Source organism: Kaistia hirudinis (genome assembly GCF_014196455.1).
In the GTDB taxonomy this organism is placed as follows: domain Bacteria; phylum Pseudomonadota; class Alphaproteobacteria; order Rhizobiales; family Kaistiaceae; genus Kaistia; species Kaistia hirudinis.
The window spans coordinates 462,144-476,626 of sequence record NZ_JACIDS010000001.1 but is presented as its reverse complement, the minus strand read 5'-3'; the positions used below and the strand labels follow the sequence as shown (position 1 = coordinate 476,626).

General features: G+C 65.5%; 16 protein-coding genes and 4 tRNA genes. 10 read left to right on the top strand and 10 right to left on the bottom strand.

The features are described 5' to 3' along the window. Positions 1–11: 11 nt before the first annotated feature. From eno to GGR25_RS02230, 3 genes are all read right to left on the bottom strand, one after another. Complete coding sequence (gene eno, locus GGR25_RS02240) at positions 12–1,289, bottom strand: phosphopyruvate hydratase (RefSeq protein WP_183397090.1); 1,278 nt, start codon at positions 1,287–1,289, stop codon at positions 12–14. Positions 1,290–1,437: 148 nt separating this feature from the next. Then, positions 1,438–2,274, bottom strand: coding sequence for a 3-deoxy-8-phosphooctulonate synthase (gene kdsA, locus GGR25_RS02235; RefSeq protein ID WP_183397089.1), 837 nt, complete (start codon positions 2,272–2,274; stop codon positions 1,438–1,440). An 86-nt stretch (positions 2,275–2,360) separates the two neighbouring features. Further along, the gene (locus GGR25_RS02230) at positions 2,361–3,197 is read right to left on the bottom strand and encodes a phytanoyl-CoA dioxygenase family protein (RefSeq protein ID WP_246409152.1); all 837 of its coding nucleotides are present in this window, start codon (positions 3,195–3,197) and stop codon (positions 2,361–2,363) included. A 180-nt stretch (positions 3,198–3,377) separates the two neighbouring features. On the opposite strand from GGR25_RS02230, the gene GGR25_RS02225 reads away from it, so the two are divergent. Then, entirely contained in the window at positions 3,378–4,241 is an 864-nt protein-coding gene (locus GGR25_RS02225) for a helix-turn-helix domain-containing protein (RefSeq protein ID WP_183397087.1), read from the top strand. Positions 4,242–4,274: 33 nt separating this feature from the next. Here GGR25_RS02225 and GGR25_RS02220 read toward each other — a convergent pair. From GGR25_RS02220 to GGR25_RS02200, 5 genes are all read right to left on the bottom strand, one after another. Continuing rightward, positions 4,275–4,351: transfer RNA gene (locus GGR25_RS02220), tRNA-Arg, on the bottom strand. Between the two features lie 98 nt (positions 4,352–4,449). Continuing rightward, on the bottom strand, positions 4,450–4,755 hold the full coding sequence (locus tag GGR25_RS02215; protein ID WP_183397086.1) for an ETC complex I subunit: 306 nt from the start codon (positions 4,753–4,755) through the stop codon (positions 4,450–4,452). 35 nt (positions 4,756–4,790) lie between these two features. Then, a tRNA-Pro gene (locus GGR25_RS02210) sits at positions 4,791–4,867 on the bottom strand. A gap of 78 nt (positions 4,868–4,945) precedes the next feature. Further along, the gene (locus GGR25_RS02205) at positions 4,946–5,413 is read right to left on the bottom strand and encodes a DUF192 domain-containing protein (protein WP_183397085.1); all 468 of its coding nucleotides are present in this window, start codon (positions 5,411–5,413) and stop codon (positions 4,946–4,948) included. An 11-nt stretch (positions 5,414–5,424) separates the two neighbouring features. Then, positions 5,425–6,009: a cold-shock protein gene (locus GGR25_RS02200; protein ID WP_183397084.1), complete on the bottom strand. Its 585-nt coding sequence runs from the start codon at positions 6,007–6,009 to the stop codon at positions 5,425–5,427. Positions 6,010–6,298: 289 nt separating this feature from the next. Between GGR25_RS02200 and GGR25_RS02195 the strand changes: the two genes are divergently transcribed. The 3 genes from GGR25_RS02195 (at position 6,299) to GGR25_RS02185 (ending at position 7,597) form a co-directional block, all read left to right on the top strand. Beyond that, positions 6,299–6,718, top strand: a complete 420-nt coding sequence (locus GGR25_RS02195) for a VOC family protein (protein WP_183397083.1) — start codon at positions 6,299–6,301, stop codon at positions 6,716–6,718. A gap of 85 nt (positions 6,719–6,803) precedes the next feature. Next, positions 6,804–6,878: transfer RNA gene (locus GGR25_RS02190), tRNA-Glu, on the top strand. A gap of 269 nt (positions 6,879–7,147) precedes the next feature. After that, the gene (locus tag GGR25_RS02185; RefSeq protein WP_183397082.1) at positions 7,148–7,597 is read left to right on the top strand and encodes a cupin domain-containing protein; all 450 of its coding nucleotides are present in this window, start codon (positions 7,148–7,150) and stop codon (positions 7,595–7,597) included. Between the two features lie 7 nt (positions 7,598–7,604). Here the strand turns inward: GGR25_RS02185 and GGR25_RS02180 are convergent, their stop codons facing one another. Next, a complete protein-coding gene (locus tag GGR25_RS02180; RefSeq protein ID WP_183397081.1) occupies positions 7,605–8,186 on the bottom strand; it encodes a methylated-DNA--[protein]-cysteine S-methyltransferase in 582 nt (193 codons plus the stop codon). 135 nt (positions 8,187–8,321) lie between these two features. On the opposite strand from GGR25_RS02180, the gene GGR25_RS02175 reads away from it, so the two are divergent. The 6 genes from GGR25_RS02175 to GGR25_RS02150 all read left to right on the top strand — a co-directional run bounded on the left by GGR25_RS02175 (position 8,322) and on the right by GGR25_RS02150 (position 13,883). After that, a complete protein-coding gene (locus tag GGR25_RS02175) occupies positions 8,322–8,909 on the top strand; it encodes a hypothetical protein (protein ID WP_183397080.1) in 588 nt (195 codons plus the stop codon). An 84-nt stretch (positions 8,910–8,993) separates the two neighbouring features. Next, the gene (locus GGR25_RS02170) at positions 8,994–9,596 is read left to right on the top strand and encodes a L,D-transpeptidase (RefSeq protein WP_183397627.1); all 603 of its coding nucleotides are present in this window, start codon (positions 8,994–8,996) and stop codon (positions 9,594–9,596) included. 67 nt (positions 9,597–9,663) lie between these two features. Then, positions 9,664–10,689: an amino acid ABC transporter substrate-binding protein gene (locus GGR25_RS02165; protein WP_183397079.1), complete on the top strand. Its 1,026-nt coding sequence runs from the start codon at positions 9,664–9,666 to the stop codon at positions 10,687–10,689. Between the two features lie 143 nt (positions 10,690–10,832). Next, positions 10,833–10,908, top strand: a tRNA-Lys gene (locus GGR25_RS02160). 100 nt (positions 10,909–11,008) lie between these two features. Further along, a complete protein-coding gene (locus tag GGR25_RS02155) occupies positions 11,009–12,124 on the top strand; it encodes a hypothetical protein (RefSeq protein ID WP_183397078.1) in 1,116 nt (371 codons plus the stop codon). Positions 12,125–12,176: 52 nt separating this feature from the next. Beyond that, a complete protein-coding gene (locus GGR25_RS02150; RefSeq protein ID WP_183397077.1) occupies positions 12,177–13,883 on the top strand; it encodes a glycosyltransferase family 39 protein in 1,707 nt (568 codons plus the stop codon). Between the two features lie 32 nt (positions 13,884–13,915). Here the strand turns inward: GGR25_RS02150 and GGR25_RS02145 are convergent, their stop codons facing one another. Continuing rightward, a complete protein-coding gene (locus GGR25_RS02145; protein WP_183397076.1) occupies positions 13,916–14,404 on the bottom strand; it encodes a Crp/Fnr family transcriptional regulator in 489 nt (162 codons plus the stop codon). Positions 14,405–14,483: the final 79 nt, after the last annotated feature.

Sequence of the window (14,483 nt, the reverse complement as noted above, 5' to 3'; positions counted from 1 at the left end):
TCACGGGCGAATCAGCCCTTCAGGATGTCGCGGCCCGCATAGACGGCCTGGACGCCGAGTTCTTCCTCGATACGGATCAGCTGGTTGTACTTCGCGGTCCGGTCCGAGCGGGCGAGCGAGCCGGTCTTGATCTGGCCGCAATTCGTCGCGACCGCGAGATCGGCGATGGTCGAGTCCTCGGTCTCGCCCGAGCGATGCGACATTACGGCGGTATAGGCCGCCTTGTGGGCCATCGCGACCGCGTCGAGCGTCTCAGTAAGCGAGCCGATCTGGTTGACCTTGACCAGGATCGAATTGGCCGTACCCGTCTTGATGCCCTGCGACAGGCGCTTGGTGTTGGTCACGAAGAGATCGTCGCCGACGAGCTGGACCTTGTTGCCGATCGCGTCGGTCAGGCCCTTCCAGCCGGTCCAGTCGTCCTCGCTCATGCCGTCCTCGATCGAGATGATCGGGAACTTCGCGGTGAGGTCGGCGAGATAGGCGATCTGCTCGTCGATCGTGCGCACGACGCCCTCGCCCTCATAGACGTACTTGCCGTCCTTGAAGAACTCGGTCGAGGCGCAGTCGAGGCCGAGATAGATGTCCTCGCCGACCTTGTAGCCGGCCTTCTCGATCGCCTTGGCGACGAAATCGAGCGCCGCGACGGCGGACGGCAGGTTCGGGGCGAAGCCGCCCTCGTCGCCGACATTGGTGTTGTGGCCCGCGTCCTTCAGCGCCTTCTTCAGCGTGTGGAACACCTCGGAGCCCCAGCGGACAGCCTCCGCCAGCGTCGGCGCGCCGACCGGCAGGATCATGAATTCCTGGAAGTCGATCGGATTGTCGGCATGAACGCCGCCATTGATGATGTTCATCATCGGGACCGGCAGGACCTTGGCATTCACGCCGCCGACATAGCGATAAAGCGGCAGGCCGGCGGCTTCCGCCGAAGCCTTCGCAACGGCCAGCGAGACGCCGAGGATCGCGTTGGCGCCGAGGCGCGCCTTGTTCGGCGTGCCATCGAGCTCGATCATCGTCGTGTCGATCAGGCTCTGCTCTTCGGCCTCCATGCCGCCGATGGCATCGAAGATCTCGCCATTCACGGCCTCGACGGCCTTGAGCACGCCTTTGCCCTGATAGACCGACTTCTCGCCGTCGCGGAGCTCGACGGCCTCATGCGCGCCCGTCGAGGCGCCCGAGGGAACCGCCGCGCGGCCGAAGGAGCCGTCTTCGAGCCGGACATCCACCTCGACGGTCGGATTGCCGCGGCTGTCGAGGATCTGGCGGGCTGTGATGTCGATAATCGCGGTCATGGGAGTCCTCGTTTCGGCTGTGGCTCGGAAGGAAGGGCGGTCTGGCCGCTTCTATCGCGGCTCCGGCCGTTCTGGAAGTGGCTGCACGACGGCCGAAGCTATGCCGCCTCAGCCGTGACGTTGTCGTGAACGCGCCTTTGGCGGGGCTTCAACCCGCCTTAGCGATCCGGTCGAAGGCCATCAGCCGCTCCAGCAGCGCTTCCATCTGGTCGATCGGCACCATGTTCGGCCCGTCCGACGGCGCATGGTCAGGATCCTGGTGCGTCTCGATGAAGACCGCTGCCACGCCGACGGCGACCGCCGCCCGCGCCAGCACGGCGACGAACTCCCGCTGTCCGCCAGTCGAGGCCCCCTGCCCGCCCGGCTGCTGCACCGAATGGGTCGCGTCAAAGACGACCGGTGCGCCCATCGCCGCCATGATCGGCAGCGCGCGCATGTCGGAGACGAGGGTGTTATAGCCGAAGGACGCGCCACGCTCGGTCAGCAGCACGTTCGGATTGCCGCTCTCCGTGATCTTGGTGAGCACGTTCTTCATGTCCCAGGGGGCGAGGAACTGGCCCTTCTTCACGTTCACGACGCGGCCCGTCTCCGCCGCCGCGATCAGGAGATCGGTCTGGCGCGACAGGAAGGCGGGGATCTGGAGGATGTCGACGACATCGGCGACGATCGCGCATTGCTCCCGCTCATGCACATCGGTCAGCACCGGCACATCGAATTCGCCCTTGATGTCGGCGAAGATCGGCAAGGCCGCATCGAGGCCCATGCCTCGCCGGCCGGCGATCGACGTGCGGTTCGCCTTGTCGAATGACGTCTTGTAGACGAGCCCGATGCCGAGGCGGCTGGTGATCTCCTTGAGACGGCCGGCCATGTCGAACGCATGGTCGCGGCTCTCGAGCTGGCACGGGCCGGCAATCAGCGTCAGCGGCAGATCATTGCCGAACATGACATTGCCGGCGGAAACATGGGCATTGGGCGCAAGGCTCATTGACGGGCTCTCTCGGGCAGGGCGGCCAGCAGGATGAGCGCACCCTTACACCCTGTCGCGGCCGGAGGCGACAGGGTCGCAGCCGCTTAGAGCATGTCGTCGAAGCTCCAGTGATTGGACCAGCGCGCATCGATCTCGTCGCGGACATTCTGGTAGCGAATGTCACAGGAGAGGCGAATACGCCCTTCCGGATCGTCGTTCGCCGTCGCGGCGTGGATCATATAGGGGCTGTGCAGTATCACGTCGCCCGCCTCGTAATCGGCGATCAGCCAGCGCGTATCGAAGCGGTCGGCCATCGCCACCAGATCCTTCGATATCCAGCCGCCCTCGCCCATCTTGCTGTTATAGGCGCTGATGCGCTCCTGCGCGCTCAGTTCGGCATTCTCCGCCGCAAACGCCGCTTCGAGCCGTCGTCCCTCGGCATGCGAGCCTTCGAGATAGCAGAGCCCGCCCATGGCAGCCGGCGTGTCGCCGATCGGGATCCATGCCGTGACGATGCGGTCGGTGCCACCGCGCAGATAGACGAGGTCATAATGCGCCGGGGTCGAGAACGCCTGGCCGGGCTTGGTCATGCGCAGCAGCTTGCGCTTGTGCAGATAGGACATGCCGCCGAGGAACCCGTCGAGCAGGCGCCAGAGCGGCGGCGACAGGCAGAACGCCTCGAACGCCGCCGAGCGGACGAGCTCCATGGTGCGCCGCCGCGCCAGATCGGCATTCTCCGCGCCCCCGGCAAGGCCGATTGCCGGATCGGACCCGGGCGCGAGCAGCCCCGTATCGGCAAAGGCCGCGAAGACATAGGCACGAAACGCCAGCACATCGTCGCGCGGCAAGAGACCCTTGAGCCAGAGATAGCCGTGCTCTCGGTAGCGATCGACGAGCACATCCTTTGGCGCGCGCGGATCGCTGGGCGTGAGAGAGCCCATCCGGCGCGGTGAGCGATCCAGCGAACGGCCCGACGCGCGTAGCAAGGGCATTGCGTCATCTTCGTCCCTATCGATCCGGGTTTTCGACGATTCGTGCATCGGTCTGGCTCCTCCCTTCCGTTGCATCACGGCAGGGATTAAGCATTGCCGTGGACGCGCAGCCATGGACGAAGCGGGCAGATGGACTTTTCGCTCAATGATGGCAGGCCCGCGCCGCGCGCAAAACCACTCGCCGTCTTCCGCACGCCGGCGGCCGATCCGCTCTCGCGCGCGCTCGCCTGCACCGGCGCCGGCACGCAGCATGTTCTGACGCGCCTCAAGGGCCGCCGCCTCGGCTGCCACGCGGCCGTTCTGGTCGACAGCGGCGCGGGCTGGCTCGAGACCGAAGCCGGCGGGCGTGTCCGAATCGAGGCCCCGTCCCTGTTCTTCCTGTTTCCGGGGGAGCGGCACGGATACGGCCCCGACCCTGGATCGTCATGGCATGAGCACTGGCTGCTCTTCGAGGGACGGCTGGTCGAGGATCTCGCGGCTTCCGGCTTTCTCGATCGGCGGCGTCCGGCCGTCACGCTCGCCGATGCGGCCCCGTTCTCGGCGCGGTTCCGGCGCATCCGCGATGAACTGATCGAGTTGCGGCCGTCCTATGCGGCTGCGGCCGCCGCGCTGGTCCATGAGCTCATCGTCGCCTGCAGCCGCGCAAACGAGCGACCATCCGCCGGGATCGGGAGTTCGCCGGAAGAGATCGCGGCGACGATCCGCTCGGAGGCACTCGGCCCGCTCGATTTTGGCGCGCTCGCCGCCCGCTTCGGCATGTCAGAAGCGACGCTGCGGCGGCGCATGATCGCGTCCCATGCCGTCTCGCCGAAGAGCTTCCAGCTGCGCGTGCGGATGGACCGGGCCAAGGAACTCCTGGCGACGACGGACACGCCTGTCGAGGCGATCGCCCGCGCCGTCGGCTTCGATGATCCCTATTACTTCTCGCGCATGTTCCGTCGCAGGGAAGGCGTATCGCCAAGCCGCTTCCGGTCGGAGAACCGCCGCGCCTGAGCGCTCGGCAAATTCGCGGTGAATTGGGAGGTTTGGTGACCCCGGCGTGACTCGAACACGCAACCACCCGCTTAGAAGGCGGGTGCTCTATCCGGTTGAGCTACGGGGCCACAAGGCGTCGCCGTTCCCGCTCTAGCAAAGGACGGCAGACAAATCACGTCCGTTCGCGATCAGGCGAGGCCGAAAGATCGGCGCCGATCCGCGAGGCTCAATGCGTCCAGGGCTGGGCGCGGCCGAACTTGAAATTGTCGGAATAGGAAATCTTCTTGCGGCTATCGAGATGCGGCTCGAACACCCGATAGGGGATGCCGTTCTTTTCCGCATAGGCGACCGCTTCTTCCTTCGTCTCGAAGGACAGCTTGATCTGGCGGTTCATGTCGCCGGTGGCGTTGTAGCCCATCAGCGGCTCGACCGTGATCGGGCTCTCGGGCTCAAAGGTCAGCATCCAACGATCGGCCTTCGCCTTGCCCGACTGCATCGCCGTCTTTGCCGGCTTGAAGATGCGTGCGACCATGCTTGCGGTCCATTCCCTTCCATTGCCCGATGTCGTGGTCGGGGCAGCAAGATTCGAACTTGCGACCCTCTGGTCCCAAACCAGATGCGCTACCAGACTGCGCTATGCCCCGCTCTCCGCGACAGCGCTGACTTATACGAAAAGCAGCCCGCCTCGCAAGGCGCCCCGAAGTCGCAAGTGAAGACCGGCGCTAGTGCGAGGTGCCGAATACGACCTTAGCGCCCGGCGCGATGCCAAGCTTGTCCGCCGTACCGCCGACGATCTCGAACACGTAGCGCACAGCCGCGCCGCTCGGGATCACGTCGAGCGAATAGGGCTTCGCACGATGCGCGATCCGCTTCACGGTACCGTCATCGGCAATGAAGAGCATGTCGAGCGACAGCGGCGTGTTCTTCATCCAGAACGCCACCGGCTCCTCGTCGCCGAAGTCGAACATCATGCCGTGATCCGCGGCCATGCTCTTGCGGAACATGAGCCCGCGCTCGCGCTCGGCATCGGTGGTCGCCCACTCGACCGAGAATCGGTGCGGACCGCTGGTCGTCTCGATGGTGAGTTCGCGCGCCCGTTCCGCCGCGTGAACCGCCAAGGGCAACCACGCAGCCAGAATCAGAAACGAGAAAGCCGCCAGACGCGCTGGAAGCCGGGCGATGTCACGCAAGCGAAAGGCGCTCAATGCGAGCCCGGCAGACCGCCCGCCGATCCGTCGGGACGAATCTCGGCGGCCATCAGGCCCTTGTCGCCGGGTCCGAACCGCACGAGCACCGTCTGGCCGGGACGAAGTTCCATCATGCCGTAGCGGCGCAATGTCTCCATATGGACGAAGATGTCTTCGGTCCCCTCGCCGCGCGAGACGAAGCCGTAGCCCTTCACGCGGTTGAACCACTTGACCACGCACCGCTCGAGGCCGCTGGTCGGCGTCACGGCGGAATGCGTGCGTGGCGGCCCGGCCTGCGCCGGATGCACGGCTGTCGATTCATCCATCGACAGGATGCGGAACGCCTGCAGACCACGCGTGCCTTTCGAGGCCTCGCACAGGATGCGCGCGCCCTCATAGGCCGTCTGATAGCCATCGCGACGAAGGCAGGTCACGTGCAGCAGCACGTCGGGCGTACCATCGTCGGGAACGATGAACCCATACCCTTTCGACGCGTCGAACCACTTGATGGCACCAGCAACCTCGATCAGATCGAGGCCGCCTCCATCTTCGTTGTCCGCGGCGGACGGCGATGGCCCGACGCTATTCTTGGACCCCATATGCTGGCCCCCAGAGTGGCCGCAGCGCGGCCTCTATTGTGACGGGTCGCGAGCCCCTTCCCACCGAACGGTGGTTCCACGACCGATTCCTCAGCCGGACAATAGCACCCAAGCCACTCATGACCAGTGACCAAGACGACACAACCGCGGATTTCCGCTAACGAGAGGTTCCCATCCCGGCAGAGCTTGGCCGCACCGGCCAGCCGGCCTATGGTCCCCATCCCGCCTGCGGTGCCTTTGAGGCCCGCCATGCGAAACGCCAACAGAATCAGAGGGAGGCGATCCAGCCATGAAGTATCTCCACACCATGGTCCGCGTCACGAACGTCGACGAATCGCTCGACTTTTACTGTGGAAAATTCGGACTGAAAGAAGTTCGCCGGATTGAGAATGAGAAGGGCCGCTACACGCTCATCTTCCTGGCCGCGCCCGGCGACGAGAGCGCGCAGGTCGAGCTGACCTATAATTGGGATCCGGAAGTGTATGGCGAGGGCCGCAATTTCGGCCACCTCGCCTATCGGGTCGACGACATCTATGCGACCTGCGACCGTCTCATGAAGGCTGGCGTCACCATTAATCGCCCGCCGCGCGACGGTCACATGGCCTTCATCCGCTCGCCCGACAACATCTCGATCGAGTTGATCCAGGCCGGCGACGCGCTGCCGCCGCAGGAGCCCTGGGCATCGATGCCGAACACCGGCAAGTGGTGAGAAGTGTGATCGCGCGACAGCTTCCTGTGGACGACGGCGGGCGCCCTTGTGCCCGCCGCAGATCGCATCTATAAACCGCGCCGCCGCGCCCTTCGTCTATCGGTCAGGACGCCACCCTTTCACGGTGGAGAGAGGGGTTCGATTCCCCTAGGGCGCGCCATTCCCACGAACCCGCCGAGTTTTGCCACTTCCCGCGCCTGCGGGACGCGACTCGGAATCAGCCGCACGCAATCGGACAATTTGTGGAGATCGCTCCAGAGGGCGTCGCCGTTCGACGCCTGGCCCGTATAGTCGGGTCGGCGCGCAGAAGCGGAGGGCTTCAGCGCAGGGGGGGATCACAGCATGCACCGATCGTCTGGAGCTTGCGGCAAGGCCGCGCTCGCAATCGCCTTACTGGGGCTGTTCGCAAACCGCGCCGGCGCAGAGGACATGGCACCGGCGCCGGACCAGCAGGCCATGCACGACCACGACCAGATGGCCACCGTCGATCCGGCCGCCCTCCCCGGCAAGCCGACGCGCTCACTCGAATCGAAGCTCATCCTGCGCGCGCCCGACGGCCAGGGCCGCGAAACCATCGTGAACCGGACGATTCGCGCGCCCGGCACCCGCGCCCCGATCCATTTCCATGACGCCGGCGGCACGACCTGCGTGCTCGAAGGCGAGATGACGCTCTATCTGAAGGGTCAGGCGCCGCAACGGGCCGTCGCCGGGCAGTGCTACTACATGCCGTCCGGCATGCCGATGTCCGGCGTCAACAGCGGATCGGTAAACGCCGTCCTCCTCGATATCTTCACCGTGCCCGTCGGCACGCCCGTCTGGCGGGTGACGGAAGAGGGCATGGACGCGATCCAGCAGCAATTCCCGGCGCCGCAGAAGTAAGCCTCCGTCAGGATCTCGGCGGAGGCGCGGCCAGCGGAAAGCCGCCGAGATCGAAGAGGCTCGGCTCTATGTCGGTCTTCGCGCGCTCGATCGTCAGCATGCGCAGCTTCGTCGTGACGCCCCCGGCACCGGAGAACCCGCCTGCCCTGCGGCCGGCGGCGAGCACACGGTGGCACGGCACGACGATCGGAAACGGATTGCGGCCGAGCGACTGCCCGACCGCGCGTGCCTCGCCGGGCGAGCCGATCTCGGCCGCGATGGCGCCATAGGTCGAGGTGCGGCCCGGCAGGACACGCCGCGTCGCGCCATAGACCGCACGATCGAACTCGGAAAGCGACGCTTCGTCGATCGGGATGTCCAGGAGGGACTTCGGCGCCCCACCGAGCAGTTCCACGATCTCAGCGACGACATCGCGCGCCGCGGCGGATGGCTCAGCCCATATTCCGTCCGGAAATCGCGCGGCGATTCGGTCCGCCGTTGCCGACGCGTCCCGCTCCGGCAGTTGCACGCCACGCAACCGATCCCGCGACCAGGCCAGAGCGCAGGCACCGATCGGCGTATCGAACAGCACGAGTTCCGTCGTCTCCATGGCGGGAGCCTATCACGGCGAGGCCCGCGCTGCATCGACTGGTCCGCACAGTTGCCTTTCGCGCCTCGTCTCTCCATCATGCGGCGACATGGCGCGTCAGGGGGGATCGGGCGTCGCCGCCAAGGAGGAACAGGGATGGAAACGGCAGCACGCATGCCGCGGGCATTTCGCCCTGCGCAAGGCCCCCTGCGGACGCTCGTGGTCTCGGCCGCGCTTCTCTCCGCCCTCTATCTGGCGGGCTGCACGTCGCCGAGCATGACCGGCCCCGAGCTGACGCCGGCCGGCCCGCCGCTTCCGCCGATCACCTCCGATGATCTCGTCGGCAAATGGGGCCTCGGCTCGTTCCGCGAGGAGAAGGACCTTCAGCGCACGACGGAAGAGGCGCGGCGGTTCTGTTCGAACCCCTACATCATCACCAAGGGCCCGAATGGCGGCGTGATGATGTATCTCGCCGATCAATCGACGCCGTCCGAACTCTTCGTGCGCAGCGCCGGCGGCCGCGTCTATATCGGGCCGCCGAACCAGCCGCCGGGCGGGCTCAAGGACCGCCAGGTGATGTCGTTCGAGAATGGCGTACTCGTCGCGGGCTGGGTCGATCCGACGGTCGCGGCGCGCTACGGAACCATGGTCTTCGTGCGCTGCCCCGAGGGCGGCGCGAAGCCGGCGGCCCGTACCGCTGCGGCACCGGCAACCCCTGCACCGGCCCCCGCGCCGGCGCAATGAGGCATGCCGCGGCAGGGCGAGCCCTGGCCGCGGCTCAAATGCGAGGTATCGATCGTGTCAGTCGAGAGGAAGCCCTTGCGTAAGATGTTCACGAAGGTGGCGCTAGCGTCCGTCTTTGCGGTGGCCCTGTCGGCATCGGCGCTCGCCGCCCAGTCCGGCGATTCGCGCGCACCGCTGCCGATTCAAGACCAGCCCGGCTATGTTCCGAGCGCGCAGGATTCGCTCCTGCCTCCGGAATTCCGCCCCCAGCCGGTCTATTACCGGACGAACGAAAAGCCGGGGACGATCATCATCAATACCGATGAGCGTTTCCTCTACTACGTACTGCCGGACAACCGCGCGATCCGCTACGGCGTCGGCGTCGGTCGCGACGGCTTCCAGTGGTCGGGCCTGCTGAAGATCTCGCGCAAGCAGGAATGGCCGGACTGGCGTCCGCCGCCCGAGATGATCCAGCGTCAGCCCTATCTGCCCCGTTTCATGGCCGGCGGCGAAGGCAATCCGCTCGGCGCGCGCGCGCTCTATCTCGGCGACACCGTCTACCGCATCCACGGCACGAACCAGCCGCAGACGATCGGCCATGCCGTCTCGTCGGGCTGCTTCCGCATGGTGAATGCCGATGTCATGGATCTGTTCGACCGCGTGCCGGTCGGCACCAAGGTCGTCGTGCAGCAGCGCGCCAAACTCTAGCACCGCCCCAATATGGGCGGCCGCTGCTCGGCCGCCTCAGCCAGAAGCCGATCCGGGAGAATCGTCCATGTCGTCTCGACCGACCCAGTTGCTGGCGCGTGGCGTCGGCCTCGCGCTCATGCTCGCGGCCGGCACGGCCGGCGCCGCGACCCTCGACACGGTCAAGCAGCGCGGCACGCTGAACTGCGGCGTCAACCAGGGCCTGCTCGGCTTTGGTCTGGCGGACGACAACGGGAAATGGGCAGGTTTCGACGTCGACTTCTGCCGTGCCGTCGCGACGGCTGTGCTCGGCGATCCCGACAAGGTCACCTATGTTCCGCTTTCGGCAACGGATCGTTTCGACGCGCTGAAGTCCGGCAAGATCGACCTGCTGTCGCGCAATTCGACCTGGACGCTCGGCCGCGAGGCGGATCTCGGCATCAATTTCGCCGCTGTCACGTACTATGACGGTCAGGGCTTCATGGTCCGCCGCGCGAGTGGCAAGACCTCGGCCCTCGATCTCGATGGTGCGACGGTCTGCGTCCAGACCGGGACGACGACGGAACCGAACTTCATCGACTTTTTCACGACCAACAACATGAAATACACGGAGGTCGCCTCCGCGACGGTGGCCGAGACCGCCGAGAACTACAAATCCGGCAAATGCGACGTCGTCACCTCGGACGTCTCCCAGCTCTACGCCGAAAAGGCCGGCCTGCCCGATCCGGCAGAGAGCATCATCCTCCCCGATGTCATTTCCAAGGAGCCGCTCGGACCGGCCGTGCGCGCGGATGATCCGCAGTGGCGGCTGATCGTGCAGTGGGTGGCATTCGCGCTGATCAACGCCGCGGAGCTCGGCGTCGCCTCCGACCGAATCGACGAGGCCAGGGCCTCGAAGAAGCCGGAGGTCGCGCGCCTCGTCGGCACGGACGGCGATTTCGGCACCAAGCTCGGGCTATCCAACGATTGGGCGATCAATGTCGTCGCCAAGGTCGGAAACTACGGCGAGATCTATGAGCGCAACCTCGGCGTCGATTCGAAGCTCGGCATCCCGCGCGGCCTGAACCAGCTCTGGAGCCGCGGCGGCATCCAGTACGCGCCGCCGATTCGATAGGCGCGCGCACGACGCGAACCGGTGGATGACGCCGGATGCGACGGGGTGTGTGCTTCGGGCCGGGCGTGCTTGACGGTCCCTGCCCTTGCCACTAGGGTCCCGGCCAATTCGTGGCGGCCGCAATCACCGGTGCCGTCTCGCGTGAGCCCGTAGCTCAGCCGGTAGAGCACGTGACTTTTAATCATGGGGTCATGGGTTCGAATCCCATCGGGCTCACCAACTCCCCTTCAGAAACCGCGTCGAACGCCAGTCCGTCACTGCGATGGCGTTTCGCGGTTGATCAGGCCCGAGGAGGGCCGTGACGCGGGCGGAATACCCGATGGCCGGTCTGTCGCAATGGCGGAGGAGCCGTCCAAGAGCGGGCTCGTCTGAAATGGTCTCTCGCGCGGCGGGCATCCTGACGTCGATCGCCCTGGCCGGTATCGCCGCTTGGGCGACGGACGCACGCGCCGATGCGCCATCGCAACCGGTGGCCCCCGAGACCGCCACGATCCCTCTGAAGGCGCGCCCCGGAGACAGCGGCTTCCACAATTTCATCGCCGTCGAGGCTGGCGGCGGGCCGCCCGCCGACGTGTTGCTCGATACGGGATCGACCGGCCTCCGCATTCGGGCCGAGGCCGTCGGCCCGGCCGTCCGGCTGACCAACACCCGCCTCACCTATTCTTATAGCAGCGGCAATGTCCTGAGCGGGGTGCTCGGCTACGCCATCGTCGCGTTTCCCGGCGCGGAGCCGCATGTCGCGACGCTGAAGCCGATCGCGATTCAGGTTGTCCAATCCGTCACCTGCAAGCCGGAGAAACCGAAATGTCCCGGCTGGGCACCGACCCAGATGGGGGTGATGGGCGTCGCCTATGGCCCGTTCGCGGTGTTCAACCCGTTGGCACGGCTCCCCGGCAATTTGGCCTCCGGGTTCATCGTTGTCGCCAACGACTTCGCCGAACCCGGTGTTTCGCCGCATCTCGACGTCGGGCTCACGCCTGAGAACACCCAGGGCTATGCGCGCGCCCCCTTCGCGCCAGCCGACCGTCCGCAACCCGATGGCCTCACGGCCTGGAACACCAAGAGCATCCCCGCCTGCTTTTCCGTCGACGGGGGCCGGCCGGGCTGTTTCGCAACAGTGTTCGACACGGGCGCAGGAAACGGCAGTTTCGAGACGCCCGAGACCGGGCGACATCAACTCGGCCATCAGGTGCCAAACGGCGCGATTGTGACGACCGAAGTCCCGGGCGTGATGAAACTGACCGTCAAGGCCGGTTCGCGCGTCTGGATCGACCGCTATCGCTATGCCCCGCCGCACGGCTCCGTTAAGGGGTTCAATTCCGGCGGCGTGGTCTTCCGCTACTACCGGATTCTCTTCGACGCAGTGAGAGGCGAGATCGGATTTTCGCCGAACTCCCCGATGCAGGCACGACGTACACCGCATCCCGCAGAATGATGCCAGTCCGGGGTTGATTTTGGCTTGAGCCTCCGGCGTGTTTCGAAGGACAGTGCGGAACGATCGGCGCCTGGCGCTCATCCCCCGCATTCAACTTCCTCAGGAGGCGACCCTGCTCCAGCGCAGTGAATTGACAGGCCTTTCGTTTCTGCTGGGTGCCTGGCTCGTTCTGCTCCTCATCATCGGATACACGGGCAATTTCGCACAGAACGATGATTGGGCCTACGCCTTGACGACGCGGACGCTCGTCGAGACCGGCTCACTCAAGCTCGACAATTGGGTTGCGACCAATCTGCTGACCAATGTGCTATGGGGCGGAGCATTCGCTTGGTTGCTGGGCTTCAGTTACGAGTCGCTGCGCATTTCGACGCTCGTGGCGGCATATCTCTGCCTCGCCCTGACTTATCTGATTGCGACCTCGCTGGGGGCTCGCCGATCGACAGCCGCCATAGCCGCCCTCTCGACGATGGCGTTTCCGCTCTTCCTTCTGCACGCCTATGGCTTCATGTCCGACGTGCCTTACATGACCGCCCAGACGGCCTCGGTCTTCTTCCTGATCGCCGCATTGAAGCGTGACTCGAAGCTGATGGCGGCGCTCGGCTGGCTCCTTGCCGCTGCCGCACTGCTGTCGCGTCAGACTGGATTCGCCATACCGATCGCCTTTGCGGTGGCGGCCATCCTGTCGGGGCCAAGGACACCCCGGCACATCGGATTGGCGATCCTGCCCGCAATTGCGTTCTTCATCATCCAGTTCGCCTATCAGCGCTGGCTGACCGCCACAGGCGGCATCTCGGGCAGTTTCGGTTCGCAGCTCTACGACGCGCAGAACCGCCTCACGAACCCGGAATGGCTGCTGACGAAGCTCGCTTTCGTCGCCAAGAACCTCACGCTCTACCTCGGCCTGTGCCTGCTCCCGCTCAGCCTGTGGGTCTCCTGCGACTCCCTCTCAGTCTTGGGGCGTCGCCTCGCCTGGGCCGCCGTGATTCTCGTATTGGCCGTTGGCTTCGGTTGGGGTTGGATCCTGATCGAGGCCAACGATATGATGCCGACATGGTGGAACACTTGGGGCGGGAGGGGCTTCGGGATCGGCGCCGACGGGATCGAGATCCCACGCTGGGTCAGGGTCACGCTCACCTTTTTCTCCACGATCGGCGGCACCCTTCTGGTCGTGCTGGTGGGACAGCGCACCGTGTCGCTCTTCCTTCACGCCAAGATGGATACGTTCCAACGCCGAGCCGGCTTCTTCGGTCTCTTCGGCTTCCTGGCGATGGTGGCGTCCATCTTCATCGCCGATCCGGTCTGGGATCGCTATGTGCTGCCGCTGATCCCATGGCTCGTCATCCTCATCGTCGCCCGGGACAGTCCGTCGGCGCCCCGGACACCGGTCCTACCGCGCCATGCGTCACGCATCGCCGCCGGCGCCGTGCTCGCTGCGATGGGCGCCTACTCGACGATGGAGCTCTACAATCACATGGAGGAGCGACGCGCCATCGGGGCGCTGACCGAGGAACTCGTCGCCCGCGGTGTCGATCGGGAAATCATCAATGCCGGATGGGTCTTCGATTCGCCCACCACCAAGCGAATCGGCGACTGGGACAACCGCTTCAATCAGGATGTGCGCTACTTCATCCGGCAAGTTGGCTACAATCCAGACGGATACCGATTGCTGGAGACACGCAACGTACCCCGCATCGTTCTGCCAGGCATGGCTGATCCCGATGAAGCCATCTTCATTCGCCTTGACACTGCGCCCCCTTAGTCCCCTCCGGGACCGCAGTGTGTGGGTCCACCTCAGCTGAAGAGCCGGGTCAACCGCTCGAGGAAGCTGCCGCTGCTCGTCGCTTCGGCATGTTCCGCCTCCTGCCGCACATGGGCGAGTTCCGCGCGGCGCTGTTCGACAATGGACGCGATGTGCTCCAGCAAGGGCTTGCGGCCGGCGATCGCATCGGAGAAGGCCGGCTTGTCGATCTCGATGGCTGAGACCGGTTCGATCGCCGTCACCGTCGCAGTGCGCGCCGAGCCGGTGAGGACCGATATCTCGCCGACAATGTCGCCCTTGCCGACGACCGCGACCTCGCGCGAGCCGCCGGGCGCGTGAAACGTCACGCGGGCCTTGCCACTCAGAAGGACGAACATGCAGGCATCGAGATCGCCCTGACGGATCAGCGCGTCGCCGGCCGGAAAGGAGCGGATATGGGCGCGGTTCGCGAGCGTCTCGATGTCGGCGGGTGAGAAACCTTCGAAGAGAGTGAGCTTCTCCAGTGTCGCGGCAATCGTCATGGCACGAGCCTCCAGCCTGTCGAACCTATTTCGACAGGCATTTCCTGCGCGCGCAAGATCACGATGCAGCAAAAGGCTC

What these genes read in the sequence shown, in the direction of transcription:
- GGR25_RS02215 (WP_183397086.1), bottom strand. Translation starts at nt 4,755, where the DNA reads ATGGTCGCACGCATCTTCAAGCCGGCAAAGACGGCGATGCAGTCGGGC.
- GGR25_RS02170 (WP_183397627.1), top strand. Translation starts at nt 8,994, where the DNA reads ATGTTCACGAAGGTGGCGCTAGCGTCCGTCTTTGCGGTGGCCCTGTCG.
- GGR25_RS02175 (WP_183397080.1), top strand. Translation starts at nt 8,322, where the DNA reads ATGGAAACGGCAGCACGCATGCCGCGGGCATTTCGCCCTGCGCAAGGC.
- GGR25_RS02230 (WP_246409152.1), bottom strand. Translation starts at nt 3,197, where the DNA reads ATGGGCTCTCTCACGCCCAGCGATCCGCGCGCGCCAAAGGATGTGCTC.
- GGR25_RS02165 (WP_183397079.1), top strand. Translation starts at nt 9,664, where the DNA reads ATGTCGTCTCGACCGACCCAGTTGCTGGCGCGTGGCGTCGGCCTCGCG.
- GGR25_RS02200 (WP_183397084.1), bottom strand. Translation starts at nt 6,009, where the DNA reads ATGGGGTCCAAGAATAGCGTCGGGCCATCGCCGTCCGCCGCGGACAAC.
- kdsA (WP_183397089.1), bottom strand. Translation starts at nt 2,274, where the DNA reads ATGAGCCTTGCGCCCAATGCCCATGTTTCCGCCGGCAATGTCATGTTC.
- GGR25_RS02180 (WP_183397081.1), bottom strand. Translation starts at nt 8,186, where the DNA reads ATGGAGACGACGGAACTCGTGCTGTTCGATACGCCGATCGGTGCCTGC.
- GGR25_RS02195 (WP_183397083.1), top strand. Translation starts at nt 6,299, where the DNA reads ATGAAGTATCTCCACACCATGGTCCGCGTCACGAACGTCGACGAATCG.
- GGR25_RS02185 (WP_183397082.1), top strand. Translation starts at nt 7,148, where the DNA reads ATGGCACCGGCGCCGGACCAGCAGGCCATGCACGACCACGACCAGATG.
- GGR25_RS02225 (WP_183397087.1), top strand. Translation starts at nt 3,378, where the DNA reads ATGGACTTTTCGCTCAATGATGGCAGGCCCGCGCCGCGCGCAAAACCA.
- GGR25_RS02145 (WP_183397076.1), bottom strand. Translation starts at nt 14,404, where the DNA reads ATGACGATTGCCGCGACACTGGAGAAGCTCACTCTCTTCGAAGGTTTC.
- GGR25_RS02155 (WP_183397078.1), top strand. Translation starts at nt 11,009, where the DNA reads ATGGCCGGTCTGTCGCAATGGCGGAGGAGCCGTCCAAGAGCGGGCTCG.
- eno (WP_183397090.1), bottom strand. Translation starts at nt 1,289, where the DNA reads ATGACCGCGATTATCGACATCACAGCCCGCCAGATCCTCGACAGCCGC.